Annotated in this window: 7 protein-coding genes; 6 read left to right on the forward strand and 1 reads right to left on the reverse strand. The window is 74.6% G+C overall.

The window, feature by feature from the left end; translation table 11 throughout:
* Window positions 1-143: 143 nt before the first annotated feature.
* The 3 genes from AB0I11_RS18195 to AB0I11_RS18205 all read left to right on the forward strand — a co-directional run bounded on the left by AB0I11_RS18195 (window position 144) and on the right by AB0I11_RS18205 (window position 5,680).
* Complete coding sequence (locus AB0I11_RS18195; RefSeq protein WP_357321157.1) at window positions 144-3,407, forward strand: efflux RND transporter permease subunit; 3,264 nt, start codon at window positions 144-146, stop codon at window positions 3,405-3,407.
* Window positions 3,408-3,602: 195 nt separating this feature from the next.
* A complete protein-coding gene (locus AB0I11_RS18200; protein WP_357321160.1) occupies window positions 3,603-4,415 on the forward strand; it encodes a polysaccharide deacetylase family protein in 813 nt (270 codons plus the stop codon).
* A gap of 20 nt (window positions 4,416-4,435) precedes the next feature.
* Entirely contained in the window at window positions 4,436-5,680 is a 1,245-nt protein-coding gene (locus AB0I11_RS18205; RefSeq protein WP_357321163.1) for an MFS transporter, read from the forward strand.
* 5 nt (window positions 5,681-5,685) lie between these two features.
* On the opposite strand, the gene AB0I11_RS18210 is transcribed toward AB0I11_RS18205, so the two are convergent.
* On the reverse strand, window positions 5,686-6,120 hold the full coding sequence (locus tag AB0I11_RS18210) for a hypothetical protein (RefSeq protein ID WP_357321166.1): 435 nt from the start codon (window positions 6,118-6,120) through the stop codon (window positions 5,686-5,688).
* Between the two features lie 112 nt (window positions 6,121-6,232).
* On the opposite strand from AB0I11_RS18210, the gene thrB reads away from it, so the two are divergent.
* The 3 genes from thrB (at window position 6,233) to AB0I11_RS18225 (ending at window position 13,304) form a co-directional block, all read left to right on the forward strand.
* Window positions 6,233-7,171, forward strand: a complete 939-nt coding sequence (gene thrB, locus AB0I11_RS18215; protein WP_357321202.1) for a homoserine kinase — start codon at window positions 6,233-6,235, stop codon at window positions 7,169-7,171.
* 293 nt (window positions 7,172-7,464) lie between these two features.
* Complete coding sequence (rho, locus tag AB0I11_RS18220; protein ID WP_357321169.1) at window positions 7,465-9,597, forward strand: transcription termination factor Rho; 2,133 nt, start codon at window positions 7,465-7,467, stop codon at window positions 9,595-9,597.
* A 230-nt stretch (window positions 9,598-9,827) separates the two neighbouring features.
* Window positions 9,828-13,304, forward strand: coding sequence for a phosphodiester glycosidase family protein (locus tag AB0I11_RS18225; protein ID WP_357321172.1), 3,477 nt, complete (start codon window positions 9,828-9,830; stop codon window positions 13,302-13,304).
* Window positions 13,305-13,391 lie beyond the last annotated feature (87 nt).

The raw sequence follows: 13,391 nt of genomic DNA on the forward strand, positions 1-13,391 counted from the left end.
TCAGGTCCGGGAGAGGGCTTCCTGACGCGCTGACTTCGTGATCGACACCGGGCTGGCGGCGGGGGCGGGGTGGCTGCGGGCAGGGGGAGCGGGTGGGGGAGACTTTGGGCACCCGCCGACCCCTTCAGGAGTGAGTAACGCAGATGTCGCTGCTCGCCAGATTCAGCCTCGCCAATCGGGGACTGATCGCCCTCATCGCCCTGGTGACCACGGCGTTCGGGGCGTTCGCCGTACCGTCGCTCAAGCAGCAGCTGCTGCCGTCGCTGGAGTTCCCCGCCGCCTTCATCGTGGCGCCGTACCCGGGCGCCGCGCCGGAGATCGTCGAGGCGCAGGTCGCCGAGCCGATCGAGAACAGCCTCCAGGGCATCCCCGGGCTGGAGAAGGTGACCTCCACCTCCCGCGAGGGCGCCGCCACCGTCCAGGTGCAGTACGCGTTCGGCACCGACCTGGACGACGTGGTCAACAAGATGCAGACCGCGCTGAGCCGGATCGACGCGCAGCTGCCCGAGGGCGTGGACCCGCAGGTCATCGCCGGCAGCACCGACGACCTGCCGGCCGTGGTGGTCGCCGCCAGCGGCGGCGGCGACGAGCAGGCCCTGGCCGACAAGCTGCGCAGCACCGTCGTACCCGAGCTGGAGAGCCTGGACGGGGTCCGCACGGTCGACGTGACCGGAACCCGCGACCAGGTCGTGGTGGTCACCCCCGATCCGGCCAAGCTGGCCGCGGCCCGGCTGGCTCCGACCGCCGTCGCCGCGGCGCTGCGGAACAACGGCGTGGCGCTGCCGGCCGGCGCGGTGGCCGATGGCAGCCGGTCGCTCCCGGTGCAGGTGGGCACCCCGATCCGGACGCTGGAGGACCTGCGCGGCATCGTGCTCGCCACCGCTCCCGCCACCCCGGTACGCCTCGGCGACGTGGCCCGGGTGGAGCAGCAGCTCGCCCCGGCCACCGCGATCACCCGCACCAACGGCAAGCCCAGCCTGGGCATCGCGGTCACCGCGAGCCCGGACGGCAACGCGGTGGGCATCTCGCACGACATCCGGGACCGGCTCGACGAGCTGTCCGCCGCCTCCGGCGCCGAGTTGACCGTGGTCTTCGACCAGGCGCCCTTCGTCGAGCGGTCCATCGAGAGCCTCACCACCGAGGGCCTGCTCGGCCTGCTGATGGCGGTCGTGGTGATCCTGGTCTTCCTGCTCTCGGTCCGCTCCACCGTGGTCACCGCGGTCTCCATCCCGCTGTCGGTGCTGGTCGCGCTGATCGTGCTCTGGGCCGGTGACTACTCGCTCAACCTGCTCACCCTGGGCGCGCTGACCATCGCCGTCGGCCGGGTGGTGGACGACTCCATCGTGGTCCTGGAGAACATCAAGCGGCACCTGGAGTACGGCGAACCGAAGCGGGACGCCATCCTCGGCGCGGTCCGCGAGGTGGCCGGCGCGGTGACCGCCTCCACCCTCACCACGGTCGCCGTCTTCGCGCCGATCGCACTGGTCGGTGGCTTCGTCGGCCAGCTCTTCGCGCCCTTCGCGATCACCGTGACGGTGGCCCTGCTCGCCTCGCTGCTGGTGTCGCTGACGGTGATCCCGGTGCTGGCGTACTGGTTCCTGAAGCCGCGGCCGGCCGCCGACGGCGCGGTCCGGCGCAGCGCCGAGGAGAAGGAGCTGCGCAGCCCGTTGCAGCGGGCGTACCTGCCGGTGATCGGCTTCGCCACCCGGTCCCGGGGCACCCGCTGGGCCACCGTGGGGCTGGGCCTGCTGCTGCTGTTCGGCACCTTCGGCCTGGCGCAGAAGCTGGAGACCAACTTCCTCGACGACTCCGGCCAGGACACCCTCTCCATCACCCAGAAGCTGCCGGCGGGCACCGGGCTGGCCGGCACCGACCAGGCCGCCGCCCGGGTCGAGGAGATCCTCCGGCGTACGCCGGGGGTGAAGACGTACCAGGTCACGGCCGGCGGCAACGACAACCCGTGGGCGGGCGGCGGCAACAACACCGCCTCCTTCGCGGTGGCGCTCACCGACGACACGGACGCGGCGGCGGTCCGCAGGACGCTGCGCGCGGACTTCGACGCGCTCGGCGCCGAGGCCGGTGAGTTGAGCTTCGGCGGCGGGCAGAACTCGGCGTCGGCCAACCAGCTCGAGGTGGTCGTCCAGGCCGCCGACCAGGACACGCTGGCCCGGGCCGCCGAGGCCGCCCGGGGCGCGCTGGCCGGTACGCCGGGCGTCGAGGACGTCACCACGAGCCTGGCCACCCAGGTGCCCCGGGTCGAGGTGACCGTCGACCGGGTCGCCGCGGCGCGGGCCGGCTTCACCGAGGCGGCCGTCGGGCAGTTCGTCGCGCAGGCGTACCGGGGCTCCCCGCTGGGCCGGGTCACCCTCGACGGCGGGCAGCAGGACGTGCTGCTCAGCACCGGCGCCCGGCCGCCGCTGACCGTGGACGAGCTGCGCGCCCTGCCGCTGGGCCGGGTCAAGCTGGACGACATCGCCGACATCAACCAGGTCGACGGCCCGCAGCAGGTGACCCGGATCGACGGTGAGCGCAGCGTCTCGATCACCGGTACGGCCACCGGCTCGAACCTCGGCGCCACCACGCAGGAGTTGCAGCAGCGGCTGGACGCGCTGGACGTGCCGGGGGCGACGTTCGCCGTCGGTGGGGTCAGTGCCGAGCAGAAGGACGCCTTCGCCGACCTGGGGCTGGCCGTGCTGGCCGCGATCGCGATCGTCTTCCTGATCATGGTGGGTACGTTCCGCAGCCTGACCCAGGCGCTGATCCTGCTCATCTCCGTCCCGTTCGCGGCCACCGGCGCGATCGCGCTGCTGCTGGTCACCGGCACGCCGCTGGGCGTGCCGGCGCTGATCGGCGTGCTCATGCTGGTCGGCATCGTGGTGACCAACGCGATCGTGCTGCTCGACCTGATCAACCAGTACCGGGGGCAGGGCATGGGCGTGGCCGAGGCGGTGGTCGAGGGCGGCCGGCGCCGGCTGCGGCCGATCCTGATGACCGCCGTGGCCACGGTGTTCGCGCTGCTGCCGATGGCCTTCGGCCTGACCGGCGAGGGCGGTTTCATCTCCCGCCCGCTGGCGGTCGTGGTGATCGGCGGACTGCTCAGCTCGACGCTGCTGACCCTGATCCTGGTGCCGACCCTCTACACGATGGTGGAGCGCACCAAGGAGTCGCTGCGCGAGCGGCGGGCCCGCCGCCGGGGCGTGCCGGAGCCGGTGTCGCCGGCGGCGGCGCCGGAGCCGGCACCCGAGCCGGTTCCGGCCCTGGTCGGGGCGGACGGTTCGCCGGCGGAGGCGACCGTCGAGCCGCCCGCGCGGCGGGCCCCGTCGGCCGCGCTGCTCGACGGCACCGACCAGTTCGAGGTGCTCCGGCTGCCGAAGAGCCGCCGCTCCCCGCTGCCGCCCACGGAGTGACCCACCGCGCCCGTGCCGGGCGCACCGCACCGCCACGATGGCCGTCCCGCTCGGGGCGGCCATCGTGCCGTACGGGGCCCCGGAAAGGGGGCGGTGCGCGGAACGCGCGGGTTGTACCGTGAGTGAGTTGCCACCTACTGTCTGTGCCCCGATGTCCCGGTTGCCGGGGTCGCGGACCGGAGCGGGAGCGGGGTCATGGCGGACGGCGCGGGCGGGGGGTGGGGCCGGCGCACCGTGCTGCGCCGCAGCGCCCTGCTGGCGGGCGGCGCCGCCCTGGGCGCCGCCGGCACCTCGCAGACCACCTGGATCGCCGACCGCCGGCTGCCGCTGGCCGGTGGCCCGGCCAGCGCCACCCTGGGCAGCCGCCACCAGCAGGTCGGCGCCGGCGTGGTCGAGGTCGCCTGGGGGGTGCCCACCGCCGAACGGCTGGTCGCGCTCACCTTCGACGACGGCCCGCAGCCCCGGTGGACGCCGATGGTGCTGGACACCCTGGAGCAGCACCGGGTGCCGGCCACCTTCTTCCTGGTCGGCGCGCGGGCACGGCAGCACGCCGCGCTGGTGCGCGACCGGCTGGGCCGGCACGAGGTCGGCAACCACAGCTGGGGCCATCACGACCTGGCCCGGATGGACGCGCACACCGCGTACGACGACCTGCGGCGCAGCCACGACGCGATCGCCACGGCCACCGGTCAGGCACCCCGGCTGCTCCGCCCGCCGTGGGGACACCTGGGCGGGGCGGTGCTGCACGCGGCCGCCCGGCTGAACTACCGGCTGGTGCTCTGGACCCTGCAGATGGTCGAGGGCGAGTTCCCGAACGACCCCGCGGGCCACGCCCGGCGCATCGTCGCCGACGTCCAGCCCGGCACGATCCTGCTCGGACACGACGTCGGCACCGACAAGCGCCTGGTGGCGCTCCGCGGCCTGCCCGACATCATCACCGGCCTGCGCGACCGGGGGTACTCCTTCGTCACCGTCTCCCAGCTGCTCCGGCGCGCGCCCGCCAGCTGAGCGAGGGATAGGGTTCCGGCGTGTCACCCACCCTCTCGGTCCTGGTCCGCAACCGCGACTTCCGCAACCTTTTCCTCGCCGAGCTGGTGGTGTTCGGCGCCGACTGGTTCGTCATGGTGCCGCTGCTGGTGCTCCTGCCGGAGCTGACCGGCAGCGGGGTGTGGGGGGCGCTGGTGCTCGCCGTGGACACCGGCACGACGGCGCTGCTGCTGCCGTACAGCGGGACCATCGCCGACCGGTTCGACCGGCGGAAGATCATGATGACGGCGAACCTCGCCGCGCTCGCCGGCATCCTGCTGCTGCTCGGGGTCCGGGGGGCCGGCACCGCCTGGCTGGCCCTGGTGTCGATCGCGGCGGTGGCGGTGGCCAAGGCGTTCTACTCGCCGGCCGCCCAGGCCGCCCTGCCCAACGTGCTCGACCCGGCGGACCTGGCCGCGGGCAACGCGATCGCCGGCTCCGCCTGGGGCACCATGACGGTGGTCGGCGCCTCGCTCGGCGGCATGCTCAGCGCCGCCGCCGGCCCGTACGTCAGCTTCTGGGTGGCGGCGGGCGCCCTGGCGGGGGCCGCGGGCCTGGCCGCGCTGATCCGCCGGCCGTTGCAGGCACCCCGGGACCCGGCGGTCGCCACTCCGCGCACCTGGCCGGCGATCCGCGAGGCGCTGCGCTACATCGCGCACCGGCCGCGGGTGCTCGCCCTGGTCACCGTGAAGTCGGCGGTCGGCCTGGGCAACGGCGTGCTGACCGTCTTCCCGCTGCTCGCCGGGGTGTACGGCGTCGGGTCGGTGGGTACCGGCCTGCTCTTCGCCAGCCGCGGCGCCGGCGCCCTGGTCGGCCCGATCCTGATGCGCCGGGTGCTGAGCAACCGGGCCTGGCTGCTCACCGGGCTGGCGCTCTCCATGTCCCTGTACGGCGTGGCCTATCTCGGCGCCTCGGTGGTCGACTGGTTCCCGCTGGTGCTGGTGCTGGTCTTCCTGGCCCACCTGGGCGGCGGCAGCAACTGGGTGATGTCCAACTACGCCCTGCAGGGCGAGGTGCCGGACCGGTTGCGGGGCCGGGTGTTCGCCACCGACATGATGCTCGCGACGCTGGCCATCTCGATCAGCCAACTGGTGGTGGCCCTGGTCGTGGACCGGGTGGACGAGCGGACCGTGCTGGCCGGCTGCGGCCTGGTCACCGTGGTCTACGCGGTGGGCTGGCGGCTGGCCACCCGCCGGCTCTCGCTGACCGACCCGGCGGAGCAGCCGGAGGCGAGCCCGGCCTCCTGACCGGGTCAGGCCGGTTCGTGCGGCGGCGACGGCGGGTACGGGGCCGCGCCGGCGGGCGGGGTGCCCGGCGGGTACGGCCAGCCGGCCCACGCCGGGGGCGGGGCGTCCGGGCCGGTCGCGCGCCGGCCGGCCAGCGCCGCGGCGATCACCAGGGCCAGTCCGAGCGGGTGCAGCACGAGCTGGATCAGGCCGATCAGCATGCTGAGCCGGATCAACTCAGTGCTGCTCCAACCTGCGCCGAGGGAGCGGCTGATGGTCAGCGACCAGAGCAGGCTGACCGCGGCGCCGACCAGCAGCACCGCCACCCCGCCGAGCAGCAGCCCGCGCGGGCCGCGCGGCAGCCGCCGGTTGACCAGCGCCAGCACCAGCCCGACGGCCAGGACGAGGAGGGTCGGCAACTGCGCGAGCACCTGTAGAGCGGTGTTGCCGAGGTAGCGCACGTCATCTCCCGATCTAGGCGGACCGGCGTCAGGCTAGTGGACGGGCGCCATTCCCACGGTCCGGGTGAACCGCCGCGCTGTCGGTGCGGGGCCCTAGCATGAGCCGGTGCCGATGACTTTCACCGCCGGTTCCGTACGGGTCCGGGTGCCCGCGACCAGCGCGAACCTGGGGCCCGGCTTCGACGCGCTCGGGTTGGCCCTGGGCCTGCACGACGACGCGGCGGCCGAGGTGACCACGGGCGGCGTCACGGTGACGGTGACCGGGGAGGGGGCCGGCGATCTGCCGGCGGACGACCGGCACCTGGTGGTCACCGCCATGCGGGCCGCCTTCGACGTGCTCGGCGGACAACCGCCGGGGCTGGCCCTGGAGTGCGTCAACCGGATCCCGCAGGCCCGGGGCCTGGGTTCCTCCTCGGCGGCCATCGTGGCCGGCGTGCTGCTGGCCCGCGCGCTGGTCGCCGACGGTGCCGAGCGGCTGGACGACGCCGCCGCGCTGCGGCTGGCCTCCGAGATCGAGGGCCACCCGGACAATGTGGCGCCCTGCCTGCTCGGCGGCTTCACGATCGCCTGGACGGAGCCGTCCGGCGCCCGGGCGGTCTCGCTGCCCGTGGCGGAGGCGGTGCACCCGACCGTCTTCGTGCCCGAGGAGCGGGGCCTGACCGCCGAGGCGCGGGCCGCGCTGCCGGCCACCGTGCCGCACCCGGACGCGGCGCTGACCGCCGGGCGGGCGGCGCTGCTGGTGCACGCGCTGACCGCCGAGCCGGCGCTGCTGCTGCCGGCCACCGTCGACCGGCTGCACCAGGACTACCGGGCTCCCGGGATGCCGGCGACGGCGGCCCTGGTCGGTGCGCTGCGTGCGGCGGGTGTGGCGGCCGTGGTCAGTGGGGCGGGCCCCACGGTTCTGGCGTTCACCGAGGTTCCTCCGGCCTTCCCGGGGGGAACAAACTGGCAGCGCTGGAAGTTGCCGATAGACGTCAGCGGTGCCCGGGTCACCCGGGGTAGACTGGGACACGCCGAGCGGGACCCTGTTGCCGCAGGTCGGAAGAGTTGATTACGCTCTAGACTCAGCACAGCCGCGAAGCATGCGATCTCCTGCGGGTCGGCGCACCCCCGAAGCTCTCGGCGGTCAGCCCGTCACCCCTGCCAAGGCCCACGCCGCACCGCAGTTTCCACAGGTCGCCGCAGACGGCGAGACCTGCTCACCACGTCGGTGAGTCGGGAAACCGACCGGCTGCTGTGTCACAGACTCCCGCGCCGCGTCCGTGCGAAGCGGGTGCACCGAGGCCGCCCGGCCACCTGGTTCTCGACTCCGGGCAGTCCCGGCCTATCGAGGGAAGGAATCCATTGAGCGACACCACCGACGTGACGTCGGATGTTTCCAACGTCGCTGGCGATGCCACCACCACCGCCGCCCCCACGCGCCGCCGGCGCAGCGGTACCGGCCTGTCGGCGATGCTGCTGCCAGAGCTGCAGAGCCTCGCCGCGTCGCTCGGTATCTCCGGTACGGCTCGCATGCGTAAGGGCGAGCTGATCAGCGCGATCACCGAGCGGCAGGGCGGCGCCGCCGCCGGCACCCCTCGACCGCGGGCCGAGGTCGCGGCTGCGGCCGCTCCCGCCCGGGAGGAGGTCCACGCCGAGGTGCGCGAGGAGCGCGCCGAGACCGAGCGGCGCTCCGCCGAGCAGGCGCCGGCCGCCGAGGCGACCGAGGGCCGCACCCGGAGCCGCCGGGGTCGGGCCGCCGGTGGTGAGGCACGGGCGGCGGAGACCCGCACCGAGGAGGCCACCGCCGAGACCGGCGAGCGGGCCGAGCGCGGCGAGGGTCGGGGCCGGGAGCGCGCCGAGCGCACCGGCGAGCGGACCGAGCGCACCGGCGAGCGGACCGAGCGCACCGGTGACCGTGGCGAGCGTGCCGAGCGCACCGGTGAGCGTGCCGAGCGCACTGGCGAGCGGACCGAGCGCACCGGTGAGCGTGCCGAGCGCACCGGTGAGCGTGCCGAGCGCACCGGTGACCGTGGCGAGCGGACCGAGCGTGGCGAGCGGACCGACCGCGGCGACCGCGGCGAGCGGGCCGAGCGCGGGGACCGCAACGAGCGAGGCGACCGCGGCGACCGCAACGACCGCGGCGACCGGGGCGACCGCAACGAGCGCGGTGACCGGGGCGACCGTGGCGACCGTGGCGACCGCAATGACCGTGGCCCGCGGGCCGAGCGTGACCACGACGCCGACGACGACGGCGAGGGCGGCGGCCGGCGCGGCCGGCGCAGCCGGTTCCGCGACCGTCGGCGCGGCCGTGGCGAGCGGGGCGAGGGTGAGACCGGCGGCCGCGAGCCGCAGGTCGGCGAGGACGACGTGCTCGTCCCGGTCGCCGGCATCATCGACGTGCTCGACAACTACGCGTTCGTGCGGACCACCGGCTACCTGGCCGGCCCGAACGACGTGTACGTCTCGATGTCCCAGATCAAGAAGTACGGCCTGCGCCGCGGTGACGCGATCACCGGCGCCGTGCGGGCCGCCCGGGACGGCGAGCAGCGGCGCGACAAGTACAACCCGCTGGTCCGGCTGGACACCATCAACGGGATGGAGCCCGAGGAGGCCCGGCGCCGGCCGGAGTTCTACAAGCTCACCCCGCTGTACCCGCAGGAGCGGCTGCGGCTGGAGACCGAGCCGCACATCCTGACCACCCGGGTCATCGACCTGGTGATGCCGATCGGCAAGGGCCAGCGCGCCCTGATCGTCTCGCCGCCGAAGGCCGGTAAGACCATGGTGCTGCAGGCGATCGCGAACGCGATCACCCGCAACAACCCGGAGTGCCACCTGATGGTGGTGCTGGTCGACGAGCGGCCGGAAGAGGTCACCGACATGCAGCGGTCGGTGAAGGGCGAGGTCATCGCGGCCACGTTCGACCGTCCGCCGCAGGACCACACCACGGTGGCGGAGCTGGCGATCGAGCGGGCCAAGCGCCTGGTCGAGCTGGGCCACGACGTGGTCGTGCTGCTGGACTCGGTGACCCGGCTGGGCCGGTCGTACAACCTGGCGGCGCCGGCCAGCGGCCGGATCATGTCGGGTGGTATCGACTCCACCGCGCTCTACCCGCCGAAGCGCTTCCTGGGCGCGGCGCGGAACATCGAGAACGGCGGCTCGCTGACCATCCTCGCCACCGCGCTGGTGGAGACCGGGTCGATGGCGGACACGGTCATCTTCGAGGAGTTCAAGGGCACCGGCAACGCCGAGCTCAAGCTGGACCGGAAGATCGCCGACAAGCGGGTCTTCCCGGCGATCGACATCAACCCGTCCGGCACCCGCAAGGAGGAGGTCCTCCTCGCGCCGGAAGAGCTGGCGATCATCCACAAGCTCCGGAAGGTGCTGCACTCGCTGGACTCGCAGGCGGCGCTCGACCTCCTGCTGGACCGGCTCAAGCAGTCCCGGACGAACATCGAGTTCCTGATGCAGATCGCGAAGTCCACCCCGGGCGAGTGAGCTGACGGAACGACGCGAGGGGCACGGCCTGCGGGCCGTGCCCCTCGTCGCGTCCCGGGATCGCCGCCGGACGACCGCCGACGGCAGGGCGCGACGCCGCCGAGCGAGCTGCCGCACCGGCCTCACGCTGCCGGATGGTCGCCGGCCCGACGCCGCCGACGGGTGAAGTTTTTCTTCGGTTAAGCCGAGAGCTATTGAAACTTCTGTTCAGTCTCGGTTGACTGTCGTCCATGCGTATCCGCAGTCGAACCGCCCGTCTCGCCGGCGTCCTGCTGCTGACGCCGGTGCTCACGCTGGCCGGACCCGTACCGGCCGGCGTCGCCGCGCCTCCGGTCGGTAGCGCCAGCGCCACGCCGGCCGAGGACGCACCGGCCGCCTCCTCCCGACCCGACACCGCGGTCACCCTGGCCAGCCCGGCCGCCACCGCCACCACCGGCGGCCTGGAACCGGCCGGTGGCCTGGAGACCGCGAAGGCCACCCGCCCGGTCGCCCCCGGGCTCGAACTGACCTCCTTCGACCGGTACGACGCCGCCGGCTGGCTGCGCGCCGACGCGCTCACCGCCGACCTCTCCGGGGGCGTCACCGTCGACTACGTCAACTCCGGGGCGGTCACCCGGGACGAGCCGCTGCGGGCGGCGGTGGACCGCTCCCGGGCGGTCGCCGCGGTCAACGGCGACTTCTTCGACATCAACGCCTCCGGGGCGGCGCAGGGCATCGGTATCCAGTCCGGCGAGCTGATCCAGTCGCCGGTCGCCGGGCATGCCAACGCCGCCGCGATCAGCGCGGAAGGGCTGGGCCGGATCGTCCAGGTCGGCTTCGAGGGCAGCGCCGCCCTGCCGGCCGGGCCGGTGCCGCTGACCCAGTTCAACAACATCGTGCAGCGCGACGGAGTGGGCGTCTTCACGCCGCTCTGGGGGACGTACTCCCGGGGGCGGGCGGTGGAGGGCGCGGCCCGGGTGGTCGAGGTGACGGTGACCGGCGGGCAGGTCGCGACCGTGGCCACCACGGCCGGAACGGGGCCGATCCCGGCCGGCAGCACGGTGCTGCTCGGCCGGGAGGCGGGGGCGGACGCCCTGGCCGCGCTGCGCCCCGGCGACCCGGTGGACCTGACCTGGCGGCCGAAGGCCGCCGACGGCAGCAGCCCGCGCGCCGCGGTCGGCGGCGGCAGCGTGCTGGTCCGCGACGGGGTCGTGCAGGACGTCGCCGACGCCAGCCTGGCGCCGCGTACCTCGGTCGGCTTCACCGCCGACGGACGCAAAATGATCATGCTGACGATGGACGGCCGGCAGGTGGACAGCCGGGGCGTGACCCAGACCGAGATGGGCCGGATGATGCGCGAGCTCGGCGCGTGGAACGCGCTGAACCTCGACGGCGGCGGCTCCTCGACCCTGCTGGCCCGGGAGCCCGGCGCGGCCACGGTCCAGGTGGAGAACAGCCCGTCCGACGGCACCGAACGCCCCGTCCCGAACGGCCTGGCCATCTACGCGCCGCAGGGCAGCGGCCGGCTCACCGGCTTCTGGCTGGAGACCGCCAGCGACCCGACCGCCGCGCCGGGCGTCGCCCCGGTGCGCGGCGGCCGACCCGACCGGGTCTTCCCCGGCCTCACCCGCCGGCTCACCGCCGCCGGCTACGACGAGACGTACGGTCCGGCCGCCGGCACGCCGGACTGGCGGGCCACCCCGGCCGCCCAGGGCCGGGTGGACGACGCGGGGGTGTTCCGGGCCGGCCGGCCCGGCCACGCCACCGTCACCGCCTCCCGGGGGACGGCGCGCGGCAGCATCGAGCTGACCGTGCTCGGCCCGCTGGAGCGGATCGACGCCACGGTGGACCGGCTCGGCCTGAACCAGGCAGGCGACAGCGGCCTGTTCGGCGTGGTCGGCTACGACGCCGAGGGCAACACCGCGCCGATCGAGCCGGCCGACCTGCGCCTGGCGTACGACCACGACCTGCTCGAGATCACCCCGCGGCCGGACGGCAACCTCGACGTGCGGGCCCGCGTCGACAGCGGCTCCGCACTGGTCACGGTGACCGTGGGCGGGACCACCACGGTGCTGCCGGTGACCGTCGGGCTGACCGACGTGCCGGTGGCCGGCTTCGACGACGCGGCCTCCTGGAGGTTCAGCCAGGCCCGGGCCGCCGGCTCGGTCGCCCCGGCGGCCGGCCACACCGGCACCGGCCTGAAGATGTCGTACGACTTCAGCCAGTCCACCGGCACCCGGGCCGCGTACGCCGACCCGCCCGCCTGGATCGACGTGCCCGGCCAGCCGCAGGCGTTCGGCATGTGGATCAAGAGTAACGGCACGGGGGAGTGGCCCAGCCTGCACCTGCACGACGCCCAGGACACCCAGTTCGTGCTCCGCGGCCCGTACCTCACCTGGACCGGCTGGCGCTACGTCGAGTTCGCCGTCCCGGCCGGGGTGCAGTACCCGGTGCGGGTGCGCCGGTTCTACGTGGCCGAGACCGATCCGGCCAAGCAGTACCGCAGCGAGGTGGTCATCGACGACCTGGTGGCCCGGGTCCCGCCGACCCTCCAGGCGCCGGATGAGGCGAACCGCACCGACCGGGTGGTGCTCCGCGACGGCACGGTGGACGGCGCGCCGTGGCGCTTCGCGGTGCTCTCCGACGCCCAGTTCGTGGCCGCGAACCCGGACAGCGACCTGGTCGCCCAGGCCCGCCGTACGCTCCGCGAGGTCAAGGCGGCGAAGCCGGACTTCCTGGTGATCGACGGGGACTTCGTGGACACCGCCTACCCGGCGGACTTCGCGCTGGCCAAGCGGATCCTCGACGAGGAACTGGGCGGGCAGCTGCCGTACTACTACGTGCCGGGCAACCACGAGATCATGGGTGCCCCGATCGGGAACTTCGCGGCCGTCTTCGGCGACACCTCCCGGGTCTTCGACCACCGGGGCACCCGGTTCGTCACGCTGAGCACGGCCACCGGCTCGCTCCGCGGTGGCGGCTTCGACCAGGTGGAACTGCTCCGGTCCACGCTCGACGCGGCGGCCGCCGACCCGGCCGTGGGCTCGGTGGCGGTGCTCTTCCACCACCCGCCCCGCGACCCCAGCCCGGCCAAGGCCAGTCAGCTCCTCGACCGCAAGGAGGCGGCCCTGGTGGAGCAGTGGCTGGCCGACTTCCAGCATCGCACCGGCAAGGGCGCGCTGATGGTGAACGGGCACGTCGGCACCTTCCACGCCGACCGGGTGGACGGCGTGCCGTACGTGATCAACGGCAACTCCGGCAAGGACCCGTCCACCCCGGCCCAGCTGGGCGGCTTCACCGGCTGGACGGAGTTCGGCGTCGACCCGGTGAGCCCGCAGGAGGCCGAGCGGGCCCGGCGGGACCCGCTGGCCGAGGGGCCGGAGTGGGTGGCGGCCGAGTTCCACGCCCACCTGGACCGGCTCGACCTGGCCGCGCCGGCCGAGGTCACGGTCGGTGTCCCGGCGCTGGTCACCGCGACGCTCACCCAGCCCAGCGGCCGGACCGTCCCGGTGGCCGCGCCGGTCAGCGCCGACTGGTCCGGCTCGCCGAACCTGCACATCGGCGACGCCAGCGGGGTGAAGCCCTGGCACGTGGCCCGCTTCGACCCGGCCACCGGGCGGCTGACCGCGCTGCGGCCCGGCGCCCAGGTGCTGCTCGCGGTCACCGTCAACGGCGTCCGCGCCCAGGCGACGGTGGCCCTGGCGGCGGCGGAGGCGCCCGCCGCCTGACGCCCGGCCCCGGGGGCGGCGGGGGGGGGGGCCGCCGCCCCCGGGGCGGGCCCCCCCCCCCGGGGCGGCCCCCCCCAGGGAAGGCGA

It is taken from the genome of Micromonospora sp. NPDC050495 (assembly GCF_040655175.1).
In the GTDB taxonomy this organism is placed as follows: Bacteria; Actinomycetota; Actinomycetes; order Mycobacteriales; family Micromonosporaceae; genus Micromonospora.

Excerpts from the sequence above, each read along its gene's own strand:
- AB0I11_RS18195 (WP_357321157.1), top strand. The coding sequence starts at position 144 with ATGTCGCTGCTCGCCAGATTCAGCCTCGCCAATCGGGGACTGATCGCC.
- AB0I11_RS18200 (WP_357321160.1), top strand. The coding sequence starts at position 3,603 with ATGGCGGACGGCGCGGGCGGGGGGTGGGGCCGGCGCACCGTGCTGCGC.
- thrB (WP_357321202.1), top strand. The coding sequence starts at position 6,233 with ATGACTTTCACCGCCGGTTCCGTACGGGTCCGGGTGCCCGCGACCAGC.
- AB0I11_RS18225 (WP_357321172.1), top strand. The coding sequence starts at position 9,828 with ATGCGTATCCGCAGTCGAACCGCCCGTCTCGCCGGCGTCCTGCTGCTG.